Below are 25,134 nucleotides of genomic sequence, written 5' to 3'. Positions count from 1 at the left end.
GCGATGGCCCTGTTTCGCCCCGGGCCGGCGAGTGCCGGCCGTGCCGCTCGTGGCGGGCCAAGTGGCGGATGAACGGGGGGATGAACGCGGCCGGCCGGGTTGGTGACCGGGTGCTGCCCGTGAAGATCGTCGACGTGTTCCGGCAGGGGGTGAAGCCGGTCTGGCGGGTCACGCTCGACGACGGCAAGAGCATCACCTCCACCGCGAACCACCGGCACCTGACGACGCGGGGGTGGCGCCAAACCGGTGAGCTCACCGTGGGGGACTCCGTCTGCGTGATGGGCGACCTGGAGCCGGGGCGTCTCACCCGCCGCAGTGTCGCTGCGGGGTCGAGTAACTGGGTGCGCGAGCACGGGTACTACGTCGCGGAACGCGCCCACGGCAAGGCCGGGCCGTTCCTGCACGGGCAACACGCCCTGCTGCGTGCCAACACGGCGCTGCTCGAGCGGCGCTGCGCCCACTGCGGCATCGACCAGGGGCGGCTGGAGCGAGCGCATCTCGATGGTGATCCGTTGAACCAGGAGTTGGACAACCTCGCGTACCTGTGCGGGTCCTGCCACAAGAAGCACGACTACGCCAACGGGGGGCGGGTCAAGATGTGGCGCAAGGGACGGGCGATCGAGGCGCGCCGGGTGGTCGGCATCGAGTACGTCGGCGAGGAGATGACCTACGACGTGACGGTGGACTCCGAGGACCACTCGTGGGTGGCCGGGGACGGGATCATCACCCACAACTCTCACTCGGCGGCGTACGGGGTCGTGTCCTACTGGACGGCGTACCTGAAGGCCAACTACCCGGCCGAGTACATGGCCGCGCTGCTCACCTCGGTCGGCGACAACCAGGACCGGATGCCGCTCTACCTGGCGGAGTGCCGGCGCATGGGCATCCGGGTGCTCACCCCCGACGTCAACACCTCGCAGGGCCCCTTCACCGCCGTCGGCAGCGACATCCGTTTCGGCCTGGAGGCGATCAAGGGGGTCGGTGCCGGCGTGGCGTCCGCGCTGCTGCGCGCCCGGGCCGAGCGCGGCGAGGCGTCCTCGTTCGCCGACTGGCTCGCCAAGACCGACGCCGCCGCCTGCAAGGCGGCTCCGGTGGCCGCCATGATCGACGCCGGTGCGTTCGACTCGCTGGGTCACCCCCGACGGGGCCTGTGGAGCATCCACGCCGATGCGCTGGCGGGGGTGGGTCGGTCGAAGAAGGTGGAGGCGACCGGGCAGGCCGGCCTGTTCGACATCGTGGCGACGTCGCCGGGCGGCGCCGGCGCGGTGGACGTGACGGTGCCGGCCAGCGAGTGGTCGCCAACCGAGCGCCTGGACCGGGAGCGGAAGGTGCTGCGGCTGTGCGTCTCCGGGCACCCGCTGGACGGCCAGGAGGCGTTGCTGGCCCGACACGCCCAGCACGCGATCGCGGAGATCGTCGCGGTGAAGGCCGACAAGGTCGACGCCGACAACGAGGACGGCGAGCCCGTCGAGGCGCTGCTCGAGCCGGATCACGCGTTCGAGGAGGGCCAGTGGGTGCAGGTCGCCGGACTGGTCAGTGCCTTCGAGCGCAAGGTCAGCAAGAGGGGCAAGTCGTACCTGCAGATGACGGTGGAGGACCGGGACTCGGCGGCGCTGACCGTCATGGTCTTCGAGCGCACCCTGGCGGCGATGGGCGACCGGGTGCACCAGGTTCGCCAGGACGCCGTGGTGGCGGTGAAGGGCCGGCTCAAGGGCGTCAACGACGGCGACCCGAAGATCTTCGCCAACGACATCGTGGTGCTGGGTGCCACCGACGCGCAGCCGTCCGCGCGGGTGGTGACCCTGTCGGTGCCGGCGGCCACGATGACCTCGGAGTTGGCCCGGGAGATCAAGGGCCTGACCGATCTGTACCCGGGGCGTGAGCCGCTGATGGTGCGTCTGGTCAACCCGACGGCGGCCAGTGAGACCACGGTGCTCATTCCGGCGCGGGTGCACGGCTCGAACCTGGCCTTCGTACGTGACGCGTGCGCCCTGTTCGGGCCGAACTGTCTGGCGGCGTGAGAGTGCCGGCCGGGGTCGAGCGGTACGCCGCGCCGGCCCCGGGCGGCATACTGAGTGCCGGGTGGGGCCCTGCGACAGGAGGGTCATGGCTGACGAGACCGCTTACGACAGCACGGGGGAGACCCTGGCGCACAGCCGGCGGGTGGGCGAACTGATGGTCGAGGCGATCCTCGAGCTCAGCGGGCGCTCGGTGCGGCACGACCTGAGCAAGACCCGGGAGCCGGAGCTCGCGGTCTTCAACCAGTACACGCCGCGGTTGCGGACCCTGACGTACGGGTCGGAGGAGTACCGGCGGTGCCTGGCGAAGATGAAGCCGGCGCTCGACCACCACTACGCCCACAACCGGCACCACCCGGAGCACTTCGCCGACGGCATCTCCGGTATGACGCTGGTGGACCTGATCGAGATGCTCGCCGACTGGAAGGCCGCCGGCGAGCGGGTCGCCGACGGAAGCCTGGTGCGCAGCTTGAAGGTCCAGCGCGAGCGCTTCGCGATCGACGACCAACTCCTGCAGATCCTGACCAACACGGCACGCCACTTCGGCTGGCTCGACGAGTAGGCACAGCAAACGGCCCGCCCTCGGTGAGGGCGGGCCGTTTGTGGCTTCTGCCAGGGTGTTTCGATCCCTCCAGGGATGATGAGCGAGTGGCTAGTGCCTGACACTGACTTCGTGTCGTTTGCGGCTTCGCCTGGATGTTTCGATCCCACCTGGGGTGATAAGTGGCTTGCGCCTGGGAGGGACAGTACGCGCTCGGCACACTGGACGCAAGCACCCGGCGTGTCAGGCAATCCGTCCCGGTGGCGTCCGCCGCTATCCGCGGAAGCTCTCGTCGATGACGTACTCGCGGGCTTCATCATCCCAGGTCAGGGTGAGCGAGACGTCATCCCCGACCTTGATGTCGACACCTCCGTATGGCGCGAGCCGAACGTCATGCTCGCGGGAGGCTTCCGTGATCACCCGGAGGAAGGTGGCTAAGTGACCCAGATGGTCTGCGGTAAGCACTGACGAGACCCCTCAGTCGTGGGCAGCGGCCCGGACTCCAACCGGGCCGCTGCCCCTCTGCGACCCAAAGGCCGCCAGACGAGGCTGCGTCGCCACCGCCCCGCCTGGTTGTCGCATCCCTACGCGGCCTTGGCCAGGTGAGGCAGGCGCGCCACGTACGGGGTGGGCATCTGTTCGCCGTCGGTGATGCGCACGAACGACATCTCTTTGCCGGTCGCGGCGGCCCGCCACCCCTTGAGCAGCGCCAGGAGCTGCCGCTCGCGCTTGTCGGAGTTGGATCCCTTGCTGGTCTGGGAACCGTTGATCATCCAGTTCCGCACGGTGTAGGCGGGATTGCCTCGGGCGATCATCTCACCCGTCTGAACATCCTTGATGTACTTGTTCAGCTCGTGGTTCCACCAGTCGACCTCTGCTCTCTCGCAGGTCTCGGCGATGGCGCGTCTGGTCACGGCGACGAAGGTCGCCCCGGCGGCGGGGATCCCCTTGGCGGGGCGGATCATGGCGGTCCCGTCTCGCAGGGCGTCGCGGGCCTCCGGCCAGCTCTTGAAGACCGCCTCGATCTGCTCCGGGCTCGGCTTGGCGCGGCTCCAGTTGGACCAGTACCGGTTGGTGCCGGTGTCGCCGTCCCGCCACCTGTCCCAGCAGTACAGCATCTTGCCGAAGCTGGCCAGGTGCAGCGAGTTCTTCTCGCCGAGGATGGCCAGCTGGTCGGCCAGGGTTCGACGCTTGCCGGTGTCGATGGCGTAGAAGGTCTCCGGGGGAACGTTGTAGGTGACCCGGATCGGGACGGTCGCCCCCGACTCGACGATGGCCCACAGCCGGTGCTGACCGTCGATCGGCGCGCCCTCGGTGGGCAGGGACACGCCCTGCGGGGTGAGCTGCCACTCTCCGCGCAGGATGACATCCTTGAGGTACTGAACGTGGCCCGCGTTGAGCGGGCGCTGGAGCACCGCTCGCCCGTCAGGGAGCACCGCCGGGGGGCGGTTCAGCCACTCGGCGGCCTGGTCCGGGCCGACCTGCTGAGTGACGGTGTACATCTCCTTGTCGCCGACGACCGTAAGCGTCCCCCCGACGGTCTGCGGCGCGGGGTCCTTGCCGACCCTCGGCGCGACGAACTTGGCCTCGACCTTCGCTCGGTCGGCCGCGATCCGCTGCTTGCGAGCCTTCTCGCTCTCCTCCTTGTGCTGCGCGAGCGCGGCCGAGAAGCCGAGGCCCTCGAGCGCCTTCTTGGCGTTGGCGAGGCTGCTACGCCCACCAACGCGGCGCGGGATGCTGGTCTGCACGCCGGCGGGGTTCGCGATCTTGAACGAGGAGTTGTTCAGCGCGACCTGCCAGCCGGGCAGCTTCTCGCAGGCGGCGGCCAGGTCGGCCATCTCTGAATCGGTGCCGGGGAACGGCATGGTCCCTCCCAAGGGGTAGCGGTTGGGTTGGCGCCCCGGCGCTACTGGTGCGTCCGGGGCGCTCCTGCTCGTGCAGGAGGTCTGTGGTGTGGCTGCCCGACGCCTCGGCGCGCCGCCCGCTCACCATCGGTGAGTCCACTGGGTGGTGGCGCTGTCTGAGTAGCGCAGGGGCAGGGGGTTGGGAACGATCGCCCGCACGGGTGCGCCGAGGTCGGGAAGAGCGACGGGGGCGCGCGGGAACGTCCAGAACCGCTCGAGGTTGATCGCCACGGTGACGGTGACGGTCTGTTCGGCGACGGTCTGGCGGACGGGCCAGTAACGCCAGCGCATCCACCACCGGCCCCGGTAGGCCGCCTTGAAGTGGTCCCACCAGGTGGTGAACCGGACGGTCGTCACGGTCACCGACCGATTCCGCTCGACATGCTCGGTGGACAGCCTGTCGGCCAGCACGGAGGTGGACAGTTCGTAACCGGCCCACTCGAACTGCTTGCGCAGCGTCAGCCGGTCCGCTGCGTACGGGCCGACTTCGACGCGGATGGCTGATCGCAGCTCCTCGAGCCAGACCTGCGTCCAGTTGCCGTCGTGGGTCACGGCGCGCTCCAGCGGGTGGGCCAGGTGCGCCACTGCTGCCAGGACCGGCTGGGCGTCGGCCCGCGCTGACCCTGGTACCGGGAGCCGTAGACGGCCGAGCCGTACGGGTGCTCCGAGGGCGAGGAGAGCCGGAAGATGCAGAGCTGGCCGATCTTCATCCCCGGCCAGAGGGTGATCGGCAGGTTCGCCACGTTCGACAGCTCCAGCGTGACGTGGCCGGAGAAGCCCGGGTCGATGAAGCCGGCGGTCGAGTGGGTCAGCAGGCCGAGCCGGCCCAGCGAACTCTTGCCCTCCAGCCGGCCGGCGAGCTGCTCGCCGAGGGAGATCACCTCAAGCGTCGAGGCGAGCACGAACTCGCCCGGGTGCAGCACGTACGGCTCGCCCTCCGGCACCTCGACCGGGGAGGTCAGGTCGTCCTGCTGCACCGACGGGTCGATGTGCGTGTACAGGTGGTTGTTGAAGACCCGGAAGAGCCGGTCCAGGCGTACGTCGATGCTGGACGGCTGCATGAGCGCCGGGTCGTACGGCTCGAGGGCGAGGGTGCCGGCTTTCAGCTCAGCGGTCAGGTCGCGGTCGGAGAGCAACATGTCACCCTGCCGCGTGCGGGGTGGTGGCGATCTCGGTCCCGTCGGGCAGCGTGGAGACGACGAAGTCGTCGAAGACGTTCGGGGCGACCCGCTGGAGCTGGCGCAGGCACTCCACCGCCAGCTCGCGGATCTCCACGTCGGCGTGCTCGGTGGCGCGCATCGCGATGAAGTGCCGCCAGGCCCGGTAGTTGCCGGTGACCACGATCCGGGTCTCGGTGGCGTTGGGCAGCACCGCCCGCGCCGCCTGCCGGGCCCGCTTGCGCTGAGCCGTGTCCAGCGGTGCCAGCTTCACGCCGTTCGCGGGCAGCAGCCGCCAACACTGACTGCACCAGTAGCCGCAGGGGTCGACGTCGTAGGTGACCGGCCCGCCGCAGGTGCGACAGCGGTTGTCGCTGTCGCGTTGGGTCCGCTGCTCAAGGGCGTCGACCAGCTCGGTGTACGCCCGCACGCTGGCCTCGGCGGCCTCGACGAACTTCTTGTGCAGCTCGGGGTCCTCGGCGATCACCGCGGGCTCGACCATCGCCGCGTCCCGCTCCGGCACGTACCGCTGGGAGAGCTGCGAGTACGAGAAGTGCCGGTGCCGGATCAGCTCGTGGGTGAAGGAGCGGGAGACGCCGGTGAAGTAGAAGGTCACCGAGCCGTGCTCCAGCACCGACAGGTGGCCGACCTCCAGGATGTGCGCCAGGTAGCCGGCGTTGGTGGCGGTGGCCGGGTTCGGCTTCTTCCAGCTCTGGTAGCAGGCCCGCCCGGCGAACTCGGCCAGGGCCTGGCCACCCTCCGCGTCGGTCGACCACGGAACGTCGTCCGGGGCCTCGAAGTGGGTCCACGCGATGAGCTTGACCTGCGGCTGCACCATGTCCGGCATACGCGCACCTCCCTGCCTGGGCCCGTCGTAACGATAATCATAATAACATGTATGAGGTTACGGTGTGAGGCGTTCCCCTGGTGTCCTGTCAGGACCGGGGCCTAGCAGCGATTGAACAGCGGCATGCGAGCGCTGACCCTCGAATGTGTCACGCGCTACAGCAACAAGGCGGGGGCTGGCGTCAGAGGTAGTCGACGCCGGCGGCGGTGACCAGTGCGCGGAGGTCCGACCCGGGCTGATCGGTGGCCAGGAGGGTCTTCCTCAGCAGATCGAGCACGGCGGGGCGCTCGCGCACCTCGGCGGGGGCGATTCGGTCAGCCTGCACCAGGTGCCGACCGGCGGCGGTCGCGTCCTTGTTGTCGAGGTGGGCCCGGGCGACGTCCACGAGGTGGTCGGCGCGCACAGCGGCGGGCAGAGTCACGTACTTGGGGTGGGCGGTGGTCTGGAGGTGTTCGGCCAGAGCCTGGTCGGGCTCCTTGAGGGCGACGGCCGCGGCGGTGCGAATCACGCCGATGAGCGGCTCGCCGAAGTGGGTGCGGTACACGTCCCGGGCGCCGGCGGCGGCAGCGGCCACGCCGGCGGCCTCGTCGACGAGGTCGCGGACGGTGTCGGGGTGGTCGAGGTGCGCGGCGCCCATCGCGGCCTGCAGGAGCAAACTCCCATACACGGTCAGGTGTTCGGGGTCGGCGTCCAGGGGATCTGCCGGCGCCATGTCATGCGCGACATTGATGCAGATCTCCAGCGTGTGGCGCGGTTGTCCGCTGTCGCGGACGGTGCCGGCGAGCACGAGGGCGGCGCGGGCGGACAGGACACGGTCGTCGGCTCCGGTGCTGACGGCGACACCCCGGTCGGCGGCGAGCCAGGCCAGGTGATGGTTGCCGAGTTTGCGCAGGAGGTCGGCGGCGACCTGGTAGGCCTCGCTGAGGATGGTGGCGGTTTCGGCGCTGCGGCACTCGGCGTGGGCCCCCTGCGCGTCGACGATGACGTTGGGCAGGCTGGTCACCAGCCGGGGGTAGGCGGCGGCGTGCAGGGCGAACCAGGCGTAGTCGATGGAACGCCGAAGGATGGGCAGGCCGACGACGGGGCTCGCGGGCGCGGTGTGGTCGTAGCGCGTCAGGACGGCGCGCAGTTCGTCGACCTTGGCTTCGTTGCTCGCCTCGACCATCCGTCCGGAAGGGATGGGTTCGGAGCTGTCGGTGGTGAGCAGGCGGTCGACGTCGACGCGCAGTGCCGCGGCGATGTCGTGGAGCACGGACAGCTTGTCGAGCCGTCTGACGCCGCGCTCGACCTTGTCGACCCAGCTCTTGGACTTGCCGAGGAAGTCGGCGAGGTGCTGCTGGGTCAAGCCGCGGCGACCGCGCCAGTAGGCGACCCGACGGCCGATGGGTAGGTCGGCGGGGAGCTTGTTCGCGTCGGCCACGAGGCGCCCTCCCGTCAGCCGGGCGACGCGCTCGGTGTTCGCCCGTGAGTGGGGTACGGGCGGCGGGCCCACCCCTTCGAAAGCCCGCCGCCCGTGGTGCCTGCAGCTGCTCGTCCGCAGCGCCGGCACCAGATGGGCGGCGGGACCACCCCTCGAAGTCCGCCGCCCATCTCTGACACTAGGGCGCTGTGCGTGTCCGATTCCTAACAGTCAGTTAGTTTCCGGTTCGGGGTTGAGGGGGTCGATGCGCAGCCGCGCGGCCAGGTCGCGCAGCTCGGCCGAGCCGCCCCGGGGGGCGTCGCGCACCATCTGCCCGACGAGCTCCAGCACGGTGGAGCGGCTGCGCAGTTCCTGCGCGGAGACATCGTCGGCCGCGAGGAAGCGTCGCACCGCCTTCTCCGGGTTGCCGGCGAGGAAGTGGCCGCGCCCGGCGTCGATGTGTAGGCGCGCCCGGCGCTGGTTGGTGCGCAGCTCCTCCGGTCGCACCTGCCGGGCGTACTCGGGGGCCCGCCCCGGCTCCCCGTTCTCCAGGGCTATGGCGGCGCGCCACGTCTTGACGTTGGCGTCGGTGAACTCCATGCGCCACCCGTCGGCGCCGCCGGAGCGTCGCAGCGCGCCCTCGGCTTCGGCGTAGTGGCTGGTGGCGTCGTCGCCCCGATCGAGGCCGGCGGCGGAGATCGCGGCGTGCAGGTGCAGCATGCCGTACCAGGCGGCCAGGTCACCGGTGGTGGTGTCGCCGACCTGCTCGGCGGCGGCCCTGGCCAGGCTCAGGGAGCGGCGCTGGGATCCGCCGGTGAGCGCGACCTGGGCCACCGCGAAGGCTGACGCGGCGATCTCCTCGGGTTCGCCGAGGTCGAGGGCGGCGCCGTAGCCCCGCTCGGCCAGCCGCATCGACAGGTCGACGTATCCGAGCGACTTCAGCCCGACGGCGCCGGCGAAGGCGGCCCTGACGAACAGGCGCTGACCCTTCCTGCGGGTGGTGGGGGTGGTCGCCAGCTGGCGGGTGTCGGCGATCAGGTCCGGCAGCAGCCGGGCGTAGGTGGTGTAGTCGCAGGCCATCCGGGCGCGCACCACCTCGTCGGTGCGCCGGGCGACGTCGTCGACGTCGGGCAGCGGGCCGTCGACGTCGTCGTCGAGCGCCCGGCGGATGCCCGGCGCGGCGGAGTGGACGGCCAGCTCGGCGGCGTCGCGGGGCCGACGGGGTTGGGCGGTGAGGTCTTCGACGGAGACGCCGAGCGCGCGGGCGACCCTGATGATGGTGGAGCGTCTGGTGAGGGTGCGCTTACCGGCCTCGATCATGTTGATGTACGAACCGGTCACGCCGGCGGCGTCTCCGAGTTCCTGCTGGGTCAGGCCGGCCATGGTGCGCCAGCGGGAGACGCGCAGGCCGATGTGTTCGCTCATGGTGCCCTCCTGCACGAGGGTGGCCGGCCCGCGGGATGGGCGCGGCGCTGTAACCCGAACGGTACGGGGCGTGACGGGCCGGTTGCTACCGTGACATGCGCGAGGGGCCGGGCTGCACCCCGGCCCCTTTCCTCCGCCTCCCGCCGGACCCGTACCCGGCTCGCGTTCGCGTCGTTGGCTCGTGTGGACCACCCCAGAGGGAGGCGACATGTTCGAGGCAACAGCGCACCACCCCGGCGAGGACACCCCACGGGTCATCGCCACCGTGCCCGACGCCCAGGGGGCGTGGGCGCGTCTGGCCTCGTACCGCGAGGCGGAGGTCCTGGAGCGCGGCAACCCGAACCGGCCCGACCGTATCGCGAAGGAGCTACGTCGGATCTCGGAGGCGCCGGAGACGTTCACGTGCGGCGACGCGATCGTGCACGATCCGCACGGCCCGGGGTACATCGAGGGCCCGCCGGTCGGGCCGACGGTCCGGTACGCCGTGCAGCGGCGCGCCGGCAGCTAGGTCAGAGGGTGCGGCGAGGGGCGGCGTGCACCGCCCCTCGCCGCGCGAGGCTCACCGGGGCACGGTCGGGGTGGGGCCGGTGACGACGTGGCCCTCCATGGCGTAGATGGCGCGCAGCAGCTGCGCGGCGATGTCCTGGGGGATGCGCAGGCCGGCGATGACCGCCCCGAAGTGCCCGACGGCCTGCCAGTAGGCGTCGCGGGTGACCCCGAGGCGCCGGTGCACGACGGCGAGGTCCGCCATGGTGTAGGTGGTGGGGCCACCGAGGAGCTGGGCGAGCAGCCGCCGGTGGTGGTCGCGCAGCCGGATGATGTCGGCGCTGGTGAAGTGGCCGAAGTAGTGGGCCAGCCGGGGGTCGGCGGCGATGCGGCTGGCGAACTGCTCGGCGACCGCGGTGAGCACGGCCGGGTGCAGCCGCTCGTGCATGGCCGGCTCGACCCGGGTCGATGCCCGGTGGGTGGGCGGCGGCTCGACGGGGTTGAGCAGCAACCAGAGCACCAGCATCAGTCCGATGACGATGCAGGTGATCATGGTAACGAGAATCGCCTTCTCCATGAGCGGACGGTAAGGCGGGGGCGGGCGGCGCGCCCGCGAATGTGGCGTGCGTGACGATCGGCGGACGCAGGGTGCCGACCGTGCCAGGCTGACCTCGGGCGGCCCGCCGATGTCACATCCTCGGTCCCACCCGAGGGCAGTCCCCCCACAGGACGGTCCGTCGGCGGGCCGCCTGTCCACTCAGGGCCGGTTGCGTCCGTAGTAGGTGGGCGACTTCGGGCACAGTTGGCACGCCGGCAGCGGCGTACCCCCAGGGTTGCTGGGCAGGCGCTCCCCGCAGCAGACGGCCGCCACCTCGACCTCGGCGGTGACGTCCTCGGTCTCGGCTGGTGCCATGGGTGCTCCGTTCTCGCAGGTCCGTCGCCCGGTGCGGTCACGGCGCGCCACGGTGCCGCTCTCGGCCTGCTCGACCCCGCCGCCCCGCTCCTCCACGATCCGCTCGTGGTCCGCGGCGGGCAGCCAGAACACCCGGGCGCGGGCCTGGTAGGGCAACCAGGCTCCCCGCAGTATGCCCTCCAGCAGGTGATCCAGGTGCAGGCGGGGCCCGCAGGGGAACCGCGCGTCGACGCCGTCGGCCCGCCGCTGGTAGGCGTGGATGTTCTGGCTGGGGTAGAGGTGCTTCTTCCCGCAGGGGATCCGCTTGCGGGTGACCGGGCAGCGCATCGACTGGGTCCACATGTCGTCCCAACCGCAGAGCTGCTCCTCGGTGCCGAGGGCACCGGCGCCCACCTCCAGGTGCTCCTGCGACAGGTACTGGCGGTAGTCGGCCATCGCGGGGATGGACAGGTGGGGCACGGTGTAGAGGAAGGCCACGCCGTCGGCGCCCCGGTCGGTGGTCCACACCACCCGGTCCCCGGCCTTGCTCAGGGACCTCTGCCGGTTCTGAATGACCCGAGGGCGCTCGACAGAGTGCTGGATCTCCCCGGCGACGGTCAGCTCTGGACCGACCGCGAGGACGTCGGGGCGTCGCCGGGCCCGGGGCCGCCACACCTCCAGCTCCACCTCGGCACCGGCGGTGGTGAAGGTGCGGGCCTTGCGCTCCTTGAGCGCCTTGTGCGTGTCGGTCTCCGGCTGGTGCTCGGCGTGCGGGGAGCGCCCGTCCTCGTGGCGGAACATCGGTCCGTGCCGGCCCTCGACGAAGGTCATCCACACCGGCTCCGGGTCCCCGCCCTTCTTGGCGCGGATGCGCATGCACAGCAGGCAGATCAGCTTCTGACCGCCGATGCCCTGCGGCCGGTCGTTGGCGATCCGGTCCCGCAGCCCCGGCTCGCCGGGGTGCCCCCACTGAGGCAGACGCGGCTGGATCTCCAGCATGGCCGGCAGATAGAGGATCCCGTCGTTCCATCCCCCCGGGTCGACGTCCCCCCGGAAATACCTCGTCATGGTGCCCCTTCCGATGGATCCATTCAATCGACGGCGACGAGGCGTGGGCAACCCCCTGGGTAGCCAGCCCAGGGGGTCCCTACAGGTAGTAGGAGCGGACGCGGAGCAACCAGCGGTTGACCGCCTCTTCGTCGGGCTCGGCCGGCAGAGCGCACGTCACCCGGGGGAAGGCCGCCTCGGCGTCGGCGAGGTGCCGCTGGGCGTAGCGCAGGTCCCCGTTGGCGACCCGCTCCCCGAAGTCGTGGAACCACTGCGGATCCTCCAGCCGGATCTGCAGATGTCCGGTGGCGTACAGGTACACGCCCTGGTTGATGAGCCGGGCCAGGTGTCGGGCGTGCTTGGCGGTGCGCTTGCGCAGGTCGGAGGAGAAGGTGCCGTCGCCGCGCGCCTCCAGCTTGCCGAGCTGCTGCGCAGCGTACCCGAGGTAGGCGGCGCGCACCCGGTGGGCCGAGAGCAGCTTGCTGCGGATCCCGACCAGGTCGTCGCCCAACGGGGAGCGGTGCACGTACAGCTCGTCGGGCAGCCACAGCAGCTCCATCACCGTCGGGTTGCCCGACAGCGCCAGCCGCACGTACTTCAGGGCCTCGTGGTAGCTGGCGTCGGGAGCCTTGGTGACCACGCTCTCCCGCTTGCCGACGGGCGGGTTGAGCCCGTGGAACTCCTCGGTGGGCGCGGCGTAGATCCCGAGACGGTCCTCGTCGGAGTCCGGGCCGGCCAGCCCGTAGGCCGTCGACCCGACGATCCCCTCCAGCAGTAGGTGGCCCGGCACGGTGGCCGGCGGACGGACGTTCATCAGAAGTTCCCTTCGGCGACCTGGAGGCAGGGTAGGCCGAGCTCGCTCCGCCACATGTCGACAACCTGCTGCCGGTCGTCGACGACGAGCTGCACGTCGTACACCGGCTCGATCCACCGGTGGTAGAGCTCGTGCTTGACGACGGAGTCCTTGCGGTTGTCCTTGGCGGTCCGCATGAACAGCCCGTCCGACGGGATGTCGTGCAGGCCCAGGTACGCCTCCGTCTGACGGCGGCACCGTTCGTCCCGCCCGGACATCAGGATGATCCGCTGCCCGCCGACTTCGGCCAGGTCGCAGGTCCGCTTCAGTACCGGCTCGCTGTTGAGGTCCATCCACCGGTGGAGATCGTCGGGGTGGTCCCGGATGAGCTCCGTGCAGGGGAAGCGGGTGCCGCACCCCGCCATCATGCGAACCAGCGTGACCACCGCCGCGTTGGGAGCGTCCTCCCCGACCCGGTCCCAGTCGTAGGGGTCCCGCTCGCCCCGCAGCGTCAGGGTGCCGTCGATGTCGACGAGCACCACCGGCTCCTTCGTCCCCCTCACCCCTGCTCACCTTCCTGCTCATCACCATCGCCACCCGGCCCGCCCTCGGGGTCGTCGTAAGCGAGGTCCTCGACCTGGCCGGCGAGGTGCTGACGGCCGTTGCGCCACCCCGCCTCGTAGGCGCCCCGGTCTCCGGGGCTGAGTAGCACCACCGGCCCCCGGGACACCACGAAGTGCCAGTCCGGGTGCAGCGGCACCTCACCTGGCCCCGGCTCGGGGACGTCTCGCTGCCAGAAGGCGTCAAGCTTCTCCAGCTCGCTGCGCGGGTCGACCCACACCTTCGGCCGACCGAACTCGCCGCCGAGGCAGTACCAGGCGCCGATGTTCGCGCCCGAGGCGACCCAGATCTCCTGCCGGCGATAGTCGCCCCAGTGGACGGCCACCACCGCCCCGCTGTTCTGCGGCTCGTCGTTGAGCCCCAGCAACTTCCACTTCACCGGGTCACCGCCGCCCGGATCTTGTCGAGTAGCTCCGCGGCCTCACCGAACCGACGCTTCGACATCTCCTGCCCCTCGGGCGTCAGCGCGAGGTGGGCGGACGAAGCCCGCAGGAACCCGTACTGCTCGACGAGCCGCATCACCGCGGCCACGTCGACCGGCTCCGGCGCCGAATCGGTCGTCGCGACACCAGAGACCAGCCGGACAGTCATGGGCTGGAAGTATGCGTGCACCACGCCGCGAGGCTCCCCGTCCGGCTCGACGGGAATCCGCACGGTGGTGCCGTCGCAGTCCAAGGTCACCACAAGATCCATCAGTCCTCCGCTCTCAACCTGACCGCCTGCTCGGTAGGCCACCGCGCCGGCCCGCGCGAGGCGGGCCGGACGGAAGCGGACCGTTCAGATCAGTCGCTGGTGATGGTGGCTGCCAAAGCGCCGATCTCGTCGCTGGCCGCCAGGTCGGTGGTGAGCGGGTACCAGGGCAAGGAACCGCCGAAGGGCACCTGGTACCGCTGGGCGAGCGCCTCGGCAGCACCGCTGTCGCCGACGAGGCGGACCTCGACGGTGGTGCCGTCGGGGCCCTTACCGGTCGCCCGCGACATGTTCTCGATGAGGACCTGCTTCGGGGCGGCGTCTGCCCACCGGGAGGCCCGCGCCTCCCTGCTGGCGGCCAGCCCGCGTTCGGTGTCGGCCAGGGCCAGCCGGTGGCCGGTGGTGACATGGACCAGGGCGGTGACGGCGACCTCTCCGCTGTGGAGCAGCTGGTGGTGCACGGCGCTGTCGCCGGGTGGCATGTCCAGGATCACCACGTCGGCGTCGTCGACGGCGACGGATGAACCGACGAACCGGATCCATTCGGCGGACGTCTGCTCGGCCCAGGCCATCTGCCCAGGTGCGAAGACCTGCCCGCTGGAGAACACCTCCAGGCCAGGGGTGTCGGTCGTGGATGGCACCACCCGACCCCGTTGCGGGTCGGTCCGGGCGGGTCCAGGGGCGAACAGGATGTGCTGGGAGGGGCCGCCGAGGTCGCAGTCGATGATCACCACCTGGCGCCCTTCGTTGGCGAGGCGCCGGCCAAGGGCGGCGGCGACGCTGGACTTCCCGACGCCACCCTTGGTGCCGGTCACCACGATGACCTGGGGGCCGGCGAACAGCTGGCTCGTGGTCTCCATCTCGTATCCCACCGTCTCTCGGAGCATGAGCTTCACGTAGTCGTCGGAGCCGGTGCGGGCCGGCCACTCCACGCCGACCTCCGCGACCAGCTCTTTCAAAGTCCTGGTGAGCTTTGAGGCGTGCGCCTGGCGCTCGCAGCGGATGAGGGGGGCGGGGACGCTGATGCGCTCACCCTCACGCCACCGCCGCCAGCGGTCATTGACCTGCCGCAGGACCTCGGAGTGGGAGTGGCTGTGCAGCCACGTCCGGGCCCAGCCGGTGTGGTGCTTACCCTGCGGGGTGACGCAGGCCTCTAGCGCCGCGGTGCCGAGCGCGGCGCGTTCCATCCACCCCCACTTGCCGCCCATCTGACTGAGGTCGGTGGTGGTCGGCACGACCCAGGCGTTGAGGGCGCCGAGCATCGCCTGGACGGCCGGGGGCAAGGGCTTCACCATGAGTCCGCTGAAGCCCGGCTCGCCGAACAGGGCGTCTCCCGTGGCCAGCCCCACTGCCTCGGCCGGCCATCTGGTGCCCGGCTTGGGTTCGCTCCGGGTCGCGTAACCGCAGCTGACCTCCGTGAGGTTGAGATGTCCCGGCCGATGGGGGTGCAGGTGCCGACCCTCAATGCGGGTGGGGTTGGACTGTGGCCCGCGCAGCACCCCGTCGGCGCCGATGTGCGGGACGGGGTCGACGTCGAGGTGGTAGTAGGGGTAGTGACCCGACTTCTCGTTGTAGGTGGAGGCGAGGGTGCCGATCGCGTACGTCAGGGGCAGGGGGTACAGCCGCCGCAGGCGGAAGCCCCGCTCGCGCTCGCTCCAACCCCGTTCGTGCGTGAGGAGGAGCTCGCCGCCGGGGAGCACCTCGGGGTGGCCGGCTGACTCGCAGCGTTCGGCCGCGGCCTGGTTGTCGCCCATCCGGGTATGGCAGATGTCGCAGCGCCAGTCGGGTCGGCTGACGTTCGTTGGCATCTCAGCTCACCTCCAGGGTGGGGTGGTCGGGCCACAACGCCTTCGTCACCTCGTCGTTGATGCCGGCCAGGTGCGCCAGCTTGCGACGGATCTCGCTGAGCGCCGCCGCCGCGGCGTCACCCTCGCGGCGCGCCGCGAGAACGGCGAGCCGCTCGGCGACGGCCAGCCTGCCGAGGGGCTGCCGGAAGTCGACGTCGTTGCCGGCAGCCCAGAGCAGGGGCGCCTGCAGCTCGTGGACCAGTCGGTCGTGGTCGGGCGCCGGGGTCTGCGGCCCGAAGTGTTCGGTGATGATCTGGTCGATGTGCGGCCACGGCACGTCCTTGGGCATCGAGACCTCGAGGCCGCAGTGGTGGGTCACTTCGACCCCGACGCGCGGGGGGCCGGCGATGCCCTCGCCGAGCGCCTCGCGCACCACGGCGCCCACGCCGGTGAAGCTCTGCCAGGCGCGGATCTGCAGGGTGGCGGGGCTAGCGCCCGCGATCGGACAGCGTCTCATGCGGCGAGCACCTCCTGCAGCTTGGTGGTGTAGGCCGGGTCCATGGCCGCCCCGAAGGCGGCCCGGGTGACCTCGTCGTGGCGCCGCGACCGCCGACCCACTTCGGAGGGGGTCGGCATCTGCACGGCGTGCGTCAGCTCGATGCCGTTGTTGTCGGCCAGCGCCCGGACGTTGTTGGCGTCGCGCATGCGCAGCCTGGTGGCGATCTCACCGGCGCTGAGCCCGGCCTTGGCGAACAGCCGTATCGCGACGATCCGGTCCTGCCCTCGCAGAGCGAGGGGTACGCCGAGGAGCACGAGGATCAGGCCCCAGCGGTCCAGGCGCTGGTCCTGGGCGTGGGTCTTGACGCCCGCGCGCCGGGCGATCCTCGTCACCGAGCGGCGCTGGAGCGACCAGCAGATGTGGGTGACGCTGTCGCCGAGGGCGGTCATGGCGGCCACCGCGGCCTCGGCCTGCCAGCCGGACAGCCGCTTGCGGTCGGTGCCGAGAACGACACCGACCACGTCGAGGATCTCCTCGGGCACGGGGGTGGTGCGCAGCGGGTGACCAGCGGTGATCAGAAGCTGCCCCGGGTGGGCCCCGACCGGGGGTGCGGTCGGGGCGCTCACCGGGTGCCACCAGCGAGGACACGGGCGCGCTGCGTCTCCAGCTTCGGCAGGATCAGGTGCCGCACCTCGAGGGTGCCCCTGTCCTCGGGGACGGCGGCGTTGATGAAGTCGATGCTGCGCGCTTCGAGGTGCACCTTCGTGACGATGACCCTGCCCGTGACGACCTTGAGCTGGGTGACCACCCGGACCGGGATGACGTCGCGCGGCTTGAGGCCCCGCAGATAGACGTCCTGTCGCAGCCGGAGGAACTCCGCGGCCTCCTGCGCGACCGCCTCGTAGTAGTCGATGTGGCCGCAGGGGTTGGACCACTCGTCGACCCGGAAGTACGCACCGTCGTCGCAGCGGCGGGCACCGCGAGGCTTGCCCCGGCGCTCGCCGCAGGTGCGGCAGTGGGCGGCGATGACCACCTCGCTGGTGACGGGGCTGGTCAGGCCGTGCCCCCAGAGTGCCCGCTCTCTGGCGGGGTCGCGGATGGTGACGGTCATCGTCTCCATCTCGATCGTGAGCTCCCTCATGGCTCCTCGCTTTCTGGTCCGATTCAGTCGGCCACCGCGCCGCCCGGGCGGGTGCCCGGACGGACGGAAGCGGCTGAAGCGTGGGTGAGGGGTGACCCTCAGACCCGGATGACGTTGGCGCGCCGGGTCTCCACGGCGCTGCTCCGGGTGGGGGCCGCAGTACGCCTGACCGACGGCGGGGCCTGGGTGGCCTCGCCCTGCTTTCCGGCCATCAGGGCGATGGCGTTCTCCAGCTTGCCCTCGGCCAGGGAAGTGACGTCCCGGCCGTCGACGACGACCTGGAACGGGCGCCTCCGCGCCAGGGTCCAGAACCCCTTGCGGAGCGCGTACCGGATGCGCAGGGCGCCCCTGTCGCTCGTCAGACCGACGACCCAGACCTTGTCCTGCTCGTCGTAGCCGAGCTGAACGGCGGCGGGGATCTGCGCCTCGATGATGCGGTACTGCTGAGCGACGCCGACCGGCGCCTCTCGGACCTCGCGGGCCGGGGGCATGGGGTCCGGCTCGCCGAGCGGCGCCTCCCGCGGCTCCTTGGCGGCGTCGGGGTCGGCGAGGATCTTCCGCAGGCTCTTCGGCTTCCAGGTCGAGTTGTAGCGCTCCCCGTCGAGGACGAGCGTGGAGTTGACCTCCTGGAACCGGCCGGGGCCGGTGGCCTTCAGGTCGACGCTGACGCTGACGCGGTCGGTGGAGGTGCTGACCCGCCAGCGGCGGTCGTCGAGCCGGGTGACCTTGACCGGGTGGTCGAGGTCCGCCTCGGACTCGTCGGCGAACCGCTGGACGCCGGGCGGGATGTAGTCGTTCATGGTGTCCCTTCGTGCTGGTCCGATTCAGTCGGCCACCGCACCGCCCGGGTGGGTGGGTACCCGGACGGACGGAAGCGGCTGAAGCGTCAGGCTGGTCAGCCCGGCGAGGTCTTTCATTCATAACAACATGTACGAGGTTAAAGGGTGGGGGTTGGTCGCGCAAGAGGCGAGTCGAGCCAGCCCACGAGGCCGCAGACGTGCTCGGCCGAGTCGGGGTCGGTGGTGTGCCCCCGCCACCGCTCACACCGCAGGACGTCGACGTCGGGGCGGCGCAGCTCGGCCGCGCACCGGTGCTCCGCCGCCGGTTCAGAGTCGCCTGGGCGGCCGGCACCCAGGTCCGGCCAGCCGGCACGCAGGCGCATCACCCACAGATGCCCGCTACGCCGGCTGGCCGCGTTGACGGTGATGGAACCGCGCCGGGGCGCCGCCGACCTGATCGGTGACCGCGAGCGCAGCCAGTGATCGTCGAGGCCGTCGTCGAACGTCTCGTGGCTGACCTCCGCATCCACGAGGGCCTCGGCTCCGTCGAGCTCGTAGCTGATCACCCCGTCACCGGTGTCGATCAGCACCGCGACCCGGTGCAAACCCTGGGGTGCGGGAAAGGTTGCCGCACCCCAGGTTCCGACGAACCGCGTCACACCAGCCGCCGGCCGAGCTGCCCGACGGCGTACCCGATCAGGGCGAGGCAGACGTCCTGCTCGGGGCGGGCGATGGTGTGCGAGGCGAACCCGCCGGAGTCGAGGCGGTGCGGCACACCGCCCCGGGTCACATACCACAGGCCCGGCTCGGGCGGTGGCGCGGCGACCGCCCGCGTCAGCTCCTCCGCACGCGGGAACGGATCCTGTCGCACAGGGCTGGTCGGCCGCCCTCTGTCACCCTGCGGGGCGGGGCCCTCGTTGAGCAGGGTCCGGGCGATGCCGTTGAGGTCGGGGTCGACGTCGGAGCGCAGCAGACTGACCAGCAGCCGCCCCGCCGCCGGGTCGCTGAGCATCCCGACGAGACGCCCGGCGCCCCCGCCGACCCAGTTGTCGGCGGCCCTGCGCCAGTTACCCGCGTCCTCCTCGACGTCGGGGTCGCGGAGCGCACGCTCGAGGGCGGCGGCGGCCCGGTCGCGGGCCTCACGGTGGATCACGACATCACCTCCTGGGGGTTCGGCAGCACCGACCGACCACCCGCTTGGAGCAGCGGGTGGTCGGCGTGCAGCGGCTGCTCCGGGTCCCCGCCGTCGACGGCGGGGACGATCTCGTCGGCCAGCACCAGAGCCCAGTCGAAGTAGGCCTCGAACTCGCTGACCGCGCCGCCGTGCTCGAGGGCGGCGTCGTCGAGGATCCGCCTGCCCAGCCACACGCCCAGGTAGGCGGCCACGGCCAGGCTGACCCGCTGCGGGTCGGCGCTCGCCACGTCGGCGAACAGGGCGGCGCGCGCCCGGTCGTCGCCGGCGTGCGGCACGTCGGCCCAGTCGGTGTCGCGCCACCGGGGCCAGCCGGCCCGGAAGTCGGCCAGGCCGGCGCGCAGCAGGGCGACAGCGTCGGCCTCGATGCTCGGGGTGCCGTCGACCTCGTACCGGGTGCGGTACCCCTCGGAGATCATGGGCACGCAGGCGTCGAGCCAGCTGCGCTGCTCGTCGTCGGGCCCCGGCCGGCGCACCATGACCCACAGCGCGCGGGGATCGTTGAGCGCCTCGGGCTGCCCGGTCACCGCGGCACGCCCATCTCGTCGAGACGGGCGTGGACCTTGTTGGCGCCGGCGAGGAGCACCTCGTAGATGTCGCAGCCGAGGGCGTGGATGAGTCGGCACGCCTGCAGCACCACCTCGTCGAGGTGGTCGACGACGTCCTCGGTGCAGAGATGCTCGCCGCGCGCCCGCTTGCGCGGGTTCTGCGCCCTCCAGGCCACACCGATCTTGCCGATGTCGAGCACGGCGTTGGTGAGCTCCCACTCCTGCAGCTCGATGTTGTCCTGCGTCGTCGCGGCGGCGACCGGGACCGGCCGCCCCGCGTGGCGACGCCCGAGGAGGCCGCACTGAGAGGTGCGCGCGGTGATGACCAGGTCGGCGCACTCGCGGGCGGCGGCCTCCAGGTCACCCCGACCGATCTCCTCCCGGACCTCGCGCAGCTCCTCGGCGTGCTTGAAGCCCAGCTGCATGACCTGCTCCAGGATTCCGGTGCCGTTCTCCCGCGCCAGCCACTCGGCGGCCCGGGCGGCGACGACGCGGGCGGCCTCGTCGCCGACCCCCACCCTCCAGGTCATCGCGTACCGCCCAGGCGCGCCAGGACCTCGTCGCGACGGGGGCGATCGAGGATCGGCCAGAACTCGCACCCGGTGGGGCCGGGGCAGTCCGCGGGCAGGTGGCCGGTGAACGGGCGGCCGTCAACGGCTGCCGTCGCGTCGTAGTGCCCGCCGGACATCAACCGGTCGGTGTCCCACCCCACCCACCAGTGCCCGCCGCCGTGCCCCTCTTCCGGGAACCACCCCGGGTGGATGCTCTTGGCGCACCACAGGCCAGCCTCGGACAGCACCGGGCAGGGGAGCGGGTCCCCCTCGATGCTGCGGATCGTGGACGGGTTGGGGCGCAGGGCGGCGCCGGCGGTACGCAGGACGGCCCGCGCCCGTCGGTACCGGCGGGCCCGCAACAGCGCCTCGTGGGCGCTCTCGCCCCCGATGGCGGCCAGCGCCTCGACGCGGGCCGGCCACGTGTTGTGGACGTTGTCGGCGAGTTTGACGTGACGACCTAGAGGGTGGGCCGCCGCCCGGGTGATCAGGTCGGTGTACGTCTCGCCGTCGCGGCGGGTCACCGCGTCGACGGCACCGACGACGAGCTCGTCGTAGCCGGCGTCCCGCAGGTCGTCGAGGGTGAGGGCGGCGTCCTCCACGATGTCGTGGAGGACGCCGGCCTGGACGGCCCGGTACCCTCGGTAGGCGAGCAGCGCGCCGACCGCCCGGACGTGGTCGATGTAGGGCCGGCCGAGCTTGTCGCGCTGGCCCTGGTGGGCGCGCGCCGCGAGACGCGCGGTCTCGTCGATGTAGGGCAAGGCGATCTCCTCAGGTAGTGCTCTCCGCCGTCTGGCGGCCACCGCGCCTGCCCGGGCGGCACCCGGGCGGGACGGAGGCGGTCAGGTCTGCGACGCCGCCTGTTCCTGCTCGACCCTGCGGAGGATCTCCAGTCCCTGCTGGTGCTCGGCCCAGGCGCCCTCGTGGAGGGTCTCGGCGTAGTCGATCACCCGCTGCCGGCTGGGCTCGTCGTCGAACTCGGACAGCAGGTCGCACAGGATCAGGTTGGCGTGGATCTCGCGGTACTTACGCTCCGCGCCGGCGAGGATCCAGCCCGGGGCGGTGTTGGGCTTGGACAGGTCGGCGAGCTCGGAGTAGACCGTCGAGGCGCCCTCCATCACCACCGAGAAGTCGGAGAGCTCCCGGGCCACGGCGTCCCTGTCGAGCTGCCCGGTGGGCGCCTCGACGTGCGTGGCCCAGGTCTGCCAGTAGTGGGTCATGTAGTCGGGCGCGCCGAGCGGAACGAGGTGCTCGCCGAAGGTGTGGATGCTGCACAGCTCGGCCTGCGGCTGCCACGAGCACCCGGTGCAGCTGCGCACCGACCGGTCCCGGAACTCCTCGCCCGGCAGCGGGTCGCCCCACACCGGCTTGTGCTTGCGCCATTGCTCGCTCATGATCATCTCTCCTTCTGAACTCGCGTCGTCGCTCTGACGACCACCGCGCCCGCCCGGGCGGCACCCGGGCGGGACGGAGGCGGTCAGTCCGCTTCGTGTACGTCGGCGCGCAGTTGCCGCGCCAGGAGCCGGCGCACCTGGCGCGGGCTCAGCCCTCGACCCGGGCAGTCCAGGCCCGGTCGCCTCCGGCAGTGCGGGCACCAGGGCGGGCTGACCCTGCCGGCCATGCGGTTCACGTCGCCCATCCGGCCAGACTGACCGTGTTCGTCAGGCCTGTCGCCGGACAGTGCTCACGGCCACAACGGAAGCGGTCAGGCAGGGGGCTGCGGAGTGGGGCTGAGGGCGGGCAGGGCGAGCATGGTCCACCCGGTGCCGTCGGGCATGACGAGCAAGACGCCTGTGGCCTCCCCCTCGGCGAACACCCTGGCGACCCGACGCATCACGCCGCCGAAGAGCTCCTCAGGGCTGCCCACCACGATGACGTAGCCGGGCTCGTACCCGGCCAGGTTCATCTGGCCCCGGATCCCCGGGTCCCTCAGCGCCTTGCTGAAGCGGAACGAGGCGGCGAAGGAGGGGTGCTGAGCGCCCCGCTGCGCGGCGAGCAGAGCGCCGATGGTGTTCCGGGGTGCGTACGTCCCTGCGGCGGCCTCCAGGGCGACACGAACATCCTCGGCGATCGTCTCGTCGGTCACCGCCCAGGCGCCGGGGGAGTCGGCTTCACGGTCGGCGTCCAGCCGCAGCAGCGCGGCTACCGCCGCCGCGATCGCCTCCTCCACGCCAGCCACCCGAGGGATGGCCGGCCGGTCGACGGTCACCGCGCACCGCCGCGCACCTGGGCGGTGCGCCGGTAGTTCTCGAACCTGACCTTGGCGATGAGGCCGCGCCCGTCGGTGCGCAACACCACGCCCTCAGCCGGCCCGAGCAGGCCATCCTCGAGGCTGGCGAGCGTGTGCGGCACGATCCTCTCCAGCCACTCGTGGGTCTCCTCCACGGTGGTCGGCAGCTCGGTCGGGCTCAGGCGTCCCAGTCGCGGCGTGGGGGGCACGCTCAGCTCGTCCGCCATCAGGTAGAGCTGGCGCTCTCCCCAGAACTGCTGACCGCCGTGCTGCCTCCAGGAGGCGATCCGCTCCACCGGCTGGGTGAGCAGCTCCGCGTGCTCGTCGGCGTGGACCTCGACGACGTCGAACAGTCGGGCTCCGAGCTGCTGACCGGAGGTGTAGTTCCTGCTCGCCGGGGTGATCTTCTTGCCCCCGTAGACCTCCAGGTAGCAGACGACGATGTTCTCGTCGTTCCACAGGTCGCGGTCGGCTTGTTCCGCGATCGGGCGCAGGGCCTCGACGATGCCGAGCTTCGGGTTGGCGACGATGTCGCCGCGCCGGTACAGCAACTCGTCGCGCGACCCGATGATGTACGACCCGTCGGGCAGGTAGATGATCCGCCCGTTGGCGCCGTTGACCTTCTCGGACGCACAGACCGTCGCGTCGAGCTCGACGAAGCGGTCACGCAGCCCGGTCTCCTTCAGCGCCCCGTTGGCCGGGTCGAGGTCGTGGTACGTGGGGATTGACGGGTATCCCGTCATGGAGTTCAGGGCCCGCAGGTCGATGGTGCGGATGTCGAACATGGAGCTCTCCTTCGGTTGGTGACGTCCGCCGTGGCGGCCACCGCGCGCCGCCCGGTCATCCGGGCGGCCACGGAAGCGGTCAGGACGAGGTGCCTACGTCGGGCGTCCGGTCGACGGTGAGGGCGAGGGCGACCGTACGCCGCTCCCCGGTGCCCGGTCCCTCAGTCGTGTCGCGGGACACGACCCGAATCGCGGCGGTCGTGATCTCCTTCCTGGTGGTGGTCACGCCGACCGCCGCTCGCGCTCGGCGAGCAGGTCGTACACCTGGGCGCCCGGCGGGACTTCGGGTGCCGACGGCGGGGCGGACCGCTGTCCGGTCTCACGCCGGCGACAGGGCGGGCACAGCAGTTGTCCACCCGGAGTGCGCCCGGCGAGCTCGTCGGGATGCTCGAGACACGGCTGCGTCTGGTTGGCAGCCGGGACGCGCGGTGCCTTCGGTATGGCAGCCCTGCGTGCCTGCTCCAGGTCGCGGGCGCCCTGCACCCACCAACTCGACAGTGCGTTCAGGCGGGCCGGGTGTCGGCTGTCTTCAAGGGCTGCGACCCGGGGGAACACCAGGGCGATGAGCTCCAGGGGCTTGCCGTCGGCGAGGGCGACGTCGATCGCCTCGCGGATCTTGTCCTTCGCCCAGTAGCGCTGGATCTTCCGGATCGCCTCGACGATCTTGGTCTTCTCCTCTTCGAGGAGATTCCCCTCCCTCCCTTCGACCCCGACCCCCGACCGGTCGGCGCCGTCCGGAGGGGTAGGGGAGGGAGGGTTTTTACCCCATGGATATGTGGGGGTGGCCTGTGGCCCCAGTACGGCTGGGCCACAGGCCCCAGTACGGGGGTCATCCACAGGGGCCGGTGGCCCCTGTACGGCAACTTCTGCTGAGGCCTGTGGCCCCTGCACCGCACTGGGGCCAGTGGCCACAGTGCGCGGCTTGCCGCTCGCCTTGAGTCGCTCGACCTCGAGGGCGTCGCGGTATTCCTGCCCCTCCAGAATCGTCATTGACTCCCGCAGATCGCTGGGCTCGGTCAGTCGGTACTCGTCGGCGCTTCCTCTGGAGCGGCTGCGCCGCACCAGTTGCAGGAGGCCGACATCCACCAGGAACCGCACCACCGCGCGGACGATTTTGGGATCGATCTCGGTGTCGACAATCAGCCGGGCTCCGCCGGGGCGTACCTCGCTGCCGTCGGGGTTGGCGTAAGAGGCGATGGCCAGGGCGACACCCAGGAAGTAGCCGGCGGAGACGCCGCCTCTGGTCGTTCGACCTTCCTTGCCCGCCTTGCCGCTGCCCTTGATCAGGCCGCCAAGGCGCGCCCCGCGGATCAGCCGTTCCCAGGTGTTGCGATCGCACGGACGCAGCACCCGGTGCGCGACGCCCTGCTCGCCGCCGCTCACGTTTCGACCGCCGGCCGGGAGCGCGAGATGGTCTCGCTGCGGTACGATGGCATCGAGGATGACCTTTCTGGTCGAGAGCGAGCCGGGCCCCCACCCGGCTCGTTTGCTGTCTGCTTCAGGCCGGCGACTCGGTCGGCTCGGCGGTCCCACGGATCCGGTCGAGCAGGTCGGCCCAGGCCACCGCGTTGTCGTCGCTCGGCGGGTGGAGACCCCGCTCCCACTTCGACACGGCACCCTGGTCGACGCCGAGGATCGCGGCCACCTCCCGCTGCCGCAGCCCCGCCTTCTCCCTGATGGCACGGCCTGAGCCGGTCTTGCCGTGAGCTATGCCGACCGCGATGCGGCTGCGCCGCAAGAGGCGCTTCTCCAGCGTGTTCATGCGTCAATCATGGGCGGATCATATGCAGGTGTCAACCTGC

Annotated in this window: 31 protein-coding genes; 3 read left to right on the top strand and 28 right to left on the bottom strand. The window is 71.3% G+C overall.

Annotation, left to right across the window (positions count from 1 at the left end):
• Positions 1 to 68: 68 nt before the first annotated feature.
• The gene (locus ACQUFX_RS13880; RefSeq protein ID WP_428966940.1) at positions 69 to 2,021 is read left to right on the top strand and encodes a helix-hairpin-helix domain-containing protein; all 1,953 of its coding nucleotides are present in this window, start codon (positions 69 to 71) and stop codon (positions 2,019 to 2,021) included.
• Between the two features lie 85 nt (positions 2,022 to 2,106).
• Positions 2,107 to 2,580: a DUF5662 family protein gene (locus tag ACQUFX_RS13875; protein WP_428966458.1), complete on the top strand. Its 474-nt coding sequence runs from the start codon at positions 2,107 to 2,109 to the stop codon at positions 2,578 to 2,580.
• Between the two features lie 252 nt (positions 2,581 to 2,832).
• Here the strand turns inward: ACQUFX_RS13875 and ACQUFX_RS13870 are convergent, their stop codons facing one another.
• From ACQUFX_RS13870 to ACQUFX_RS13840, 7 genes are all read right to left on the bottom strand, one after another.
• Complete coding sequence (locus tag ACQUFX_RS13870; protein WP_428966457.1) at positions 2,833 to 2,979, bottom strand: hypothetical protein; 147 nt, start codon at positions 2,977 to 2,979, stop codon at positions 2,833 to 2,835.
• A 164-nt stretch (positions 2,980 to 3,143) separates the two neighbouring features.
• On the bottom strand, positions 3,144 to 4,397 hold the full coding sequence (locus ACQUFX_RS13865) for a hypothetical protein (protein ID WP_428966456.1): 1,254 nt from the start codon (positions 4,395 to 4,397) through the stop codon (positions 3,144 to 3,146).
• Positions 4,398 to 4,544: 147 nt separating this feature from the next.
• Entirely contained in the window at positions 4,545 to 5,015 is a 471-nt protein-coding gene (locus ACQUFX_RS13860; RefSeq protein ID WP_428966455.1) for a hypothetical protein, read from the bottom strand.
• Entirely contained in the window at positions 5,012 to 5,602 is a 591-nt protein-coding gene (gene dcd, locus ACQUFX_RS13855) for a dCTP deaminase (protein WP_428966454.1), read from the bottom strand. The genes ACQUFX_RS13860 and dcd overlap by 4 nt, the downstream gene beginning before the upstream one ends.
• A gap of 1 nt (position 5,603) precedes the next feature.
• Positions 5,604 to 6,458 (bottom strand): FAD-dependent thymidylate synthase, encoded by an 855-nt coding sequence (gene thyX, locus ACQUFX_RS13850; RefSeq protein ID WP_428966939.1) that lies wholly within the window; start codon positions 6,456 to 6,458, stop codon positions 5,604 to 5,606.
• Positions 6,459 to 6,648: 190 nt separating this feature from the next.
• Entirely contained in the window at positions 6,649 to 7,887 is a 1,239-nt protein-coding gene (locus tag ACQUFX_RS13845) for a helix-turn-helix domain-containing protein (RefSeq protein WP_428966453.1), read from the bottom strand.
• Between the two features lie 210 nt (positions 7,888 to 8,097).
• Complete coding sequence (locus ACQUFX_RS13840) at positions 8,098 to 9,291, bottom strand: helix-turn-helix transcriptional regulator (protein WP_428966452.1); 1,194 nt, start codon at positions 9,289 to 9,291, stop codon at positions 8,098 to 8,100.
• Positions 9,292 to 9,499: 208 nt separating this feature from the next.
• On the opposite strand from ACQUFX_RS13840, the gene ACQUFX_RS13835 reads away from it, so the two are divergent.
• Positions 9,500 to 9,799 (top strand): hypothetical protein, encoded by a 300-nt coding sequence (locus ACQUFX_RS13835; protein ID WP_428966451.1) that lies wholly within the window; start codon positions 9,500 to 9,502, stop codon positions 9,797 to 9,799.
• Between the two features lie 51 nt (positions 9,800 to 9,850).
• Here the strand turns inward: ACQUFX_RS13835 and ACQUFX_RS13830 are convergent, their stop codons facing one another.
• The 21 genes from ACQUFX_RS13830 to ACQUFX_RS13730 all read right to left on the bottom strand — a co-directional run bounded on the left by ACQUFX_RS13830 (position 9,851) and on the right by ACQUFX_RS13730 (position 25,094).
• The gene (locus ACQUFX_RS13830; RefSeq protein ID WP_428966450.1) at positions 9,851 to 10,354 is read right to left on the bottom strand and encodes a group I truncated hemoglobin; all 504 of its coding nucleotides are present in this window, start codon (positions 10,352 to 10,354) and stop codon (positions 9,851 to 9,853) included.
• Positions 10,355 to 10,534: 180 nt separating this feature from the next.
• Positions 10,535 to 11,737, bottom strand: a complete 1,203-nt coding sequence (locus tag ACQUFX_RS13825) for a competence protein CoiA family protein (protein ID WP_428966449.1) — start codon at positions 11,735 to 11,737, stop codon at positions 10,535 to 10,537.
• A gap of 79 nt (positions 11,738 to 11,816) precedes the next feature.
• A complete protein-coding gene (locus tag ACQUFX_RS13820; RefSeq protein WP_428966448.1) occupies positions 11,817 to 12,530 on the bottom strand; it encodes a nucleotidyltransferase domain-containing protein in 714 nt (237 codons plus the stop codon).
• Positions 12,530 to 13,072, bottom strand: coding sequence for a phosphatase domain-containing protein (locus ACQUFX_RS13815; RefSeq protein WP_428966447.1), 543 nt, complete (start codon positions 13,070 to 13,072; stop codon positions 12,530 to 12,532). Before ACQUFX_RS13815 ends, ACQUFX_RS13820 begins: the two co-directional genes overlap by 1 nt.
• On the bottom strand, positions 13,069 to 13,509 hold the full coding sequence (locus tag ACQUFX_RS13810; protein ID WP_428966446.1) for a hypothetical protein: 441 nt from the start codon (positions 13,507 to 13,509) through the stop codon (positions 13,069 to 13,071). The genes ACQUFX_RS13815 and ACQUFX_RS13810 overlap by 4 nt, the downstream gene beginning before the upstream one ends.
• Positions 13,506 to 13,823, bottom strand: a complete 318-nt coding sequence (locus ACQUFX_RS13805) for a hypothetical protein (RefSeq protein WP_428966445.1) — start codon at positions 13,821 to 13,823, stop codon at positions 13,506 to 13,508. The genes ACQUFX_RS13810 and ACQUFX_RS13805 overlap by 4 nt, the downstream gene beginning before the upstream one ends.
• Before the next feature lie 89 nt (positions 13,824 to 13,912).
• Positions 13,913 to 15,628: a P-loop NTPase gene (locus tag ACQUFX_RS13800; RefSeq protein WP_428966444.1), complete on the bottom strand. Its 1,716-nt coding sequence runs from the start codon at positions 15,626 to 15,628 to the stop codon at positions 13,913 to 13,915.
• 1 nt (position 15,629) lies between these two features.
• Complete coding sequence (locus ACQUFX_RS13795) at positions 15,630 to 16,124, bottom strand: hypothetical protein (protein ID WP_428966443.1); 495 nt, start codon at positions 16,122 to 16,124, stop codon at positions 15,630 to 15,632.
• On the bottom strand, positions 16,121 to 16,732 hold the full coding sequence (locus tag ACQUFX_RS13790) for a hypothetical protein (protein WP_428966442.1): 612 nt from the start codon (positions 16,730 to 16,732) through the stop codon (positions 16,121 to 16,123). Before ACQUFX_RS13790 ends, ACQUFX_RS13795 begins: the two co-directional genes overlap by 4 nt.
• Positions 16,729 to 17,247, bottom strand: coding sequence for a hypothetical protein (locus ACQUFX_RS13785; RefSeq protein ID WP_428966441.1), 519 nt, complete (start codon positions 17,245 to 17,247; stop codon positions 16,729 to 16,731). The genes ACQUFX_RS13790 and ACQUFX_RS13785 overlap by 4 nt, the downstream gene beginning before the upstream one ends.
• A 98-nt stretch (positions 17,248 to 17,345) precedes the next feature.
• Positions 17,346 to 18,047 carry a hypothetical protein gene (locus ACQUFX_RS13780; RefSeq protein WP_428966440.1) on the bottom strand — a complete coding sequence of 234 codons (702 nt, stop codon included), beginning with the start codon at positions 18,045 to 18,047 and terminating at the stop codon, positions 17,346 to 17,348.
• 137 nt (positions 18,048 to 18,184) lie between these two features.
• Positions 18,185 to 18,616, bottom strand: a complete 432-nt coding sequence (locus ACQUFX_RS13775) for a hypothetical protein (RefSeq protein ID WP_428966439.1) — start codon at positions 18,614 to 18,616, stop codon at positions 18,185 to 18,187.
• Between the two features lie 65 nt (positions 18,617 to 18,681).
• On the bottom strand, positions 18,682 to 19,179 hold the full coding sequence (locus ACQUFX_RS13770; protein WP_428966438.1) for a hypothetical protein: 498 nt from the start codon (positions 19,177 to 19,179) through the stop codon (positions 18,682 to 18,684).
• Positions 19,176 to 19,745 (bottom strand): hypothetical protein, encoded by a 570-nt coding sequence (locus ACQUFX_RS13765; RefSeq protein WP_428966437.1) that lies wholly within the window; start codon positions 19,743 to 19,745, stop codon positions 19,176 to 19,178. Before ACQUFX_RS13765 ends, ACQUFX_RS13770 begins: the two co-directional genes overlap by 4 nt.
• Positions 19,742 to 20,296: a hypothetical protein gene (locus ACQUFX_RS13760; protein WP_428966436.1), complete on the bottom strand. Its 555-nt coding sequence runs from the start codon at positions 20,294 to 20,296 to the stop codon at positions 19,742 to 19,744. Before ACQUFX_RS13760 ends, ACQUFX_RS13765 begins: the two co-directional genes overlap by 4 nt.
• Entirely contained in the window at positions 20,293 to 21,078 is a 786-nt protein-coding gene (locus tag ACQUFX_RS13755) for a hypothetical protein (RefSeq protein ID WP_428966435.1), read from the bottom strand. The genes ACQUFX_RS13760 and ACQUFX_RS13755 overlap by 4 nt, the downstream gene beginning before the upstream one ends.
• A gap of 81 nt (positions 21,079 to 21,159) precedes the next feature.
• Positions 21,160 to 21,711: a hypothetical protein gene (locus tag ACQUFX_RS13750; RefSeq protein ID WP_428966434.1), complete on the bottom strand. Its 552-nt coding sequence runs from the start codon at positions 21,709 to 21,711 to the stop codon at positions 21,160 to 21,162.
• 311 nt (positions 21,712 to 22,022) lie between these two features.
• Positions 22,023 to 22,487: a hypothetical protein gene (locus ACQUFX_RS13745; protein WP_428966433.1), complete on the bottom strand. Its 465-nt coding sequence runs from the start codon at positions 22,485 to 22,487 to the stop codon at positions 22,023 to 22,025.
• 35 nt (positions 22,488 to 22,522) lie between these two features.
• Complete coding sequence (locus ACQUFX_RS13740; protein WP_428966432.1) at positions 22,523 to 23,332, bottom strand: RNA ligase family protein; 810 nt, start codon at positions 23,330 to 23,332, stop codon at positions 22,523 to 22,525.
• 222 nt (positions 23,333 to 23,554) lie between these two features.
• Positions 23,555 to 24,715: a hypothetical protein gene (locus ACQUFX_RS13735; protein ID WP_428966431.1), complete on the bottom strand. Its 1,161-nt coding sequence runs from the start codon at positions 24,713 to 24,715 to the stop codon at positions 23,555 to 23,557.
• Positions 24,716 to 24,830: 115 nt separating this feature from the next.
• On the bottom strand, positions 24,831 to 25,094 hold the full coding sequence (locus ACQUFX_RS13730) for a helix-turn-helix domain-containing protein (protein WP_428966430.1): 264 nt from the start codon (positions 25,092 to 25,094) through the stop codon (positions 24,831 to 24,833).
• Positions 25,095 to 25,134: the final 40 nt, after the last annotated feature.

This window comes from Micromonospora fluostatini, from assembly GCF_050410825.1.
GTDB classification, from domain to species: Bacteria; Actinomycetota; Actinomycetes; order Mycobacteriales; family Micromonosporaceae; genus Micromonospora; species Micromonospora rosaria.
This window is presented reverse-complemented; position numbering and strand designations above follow the sequence as displayed.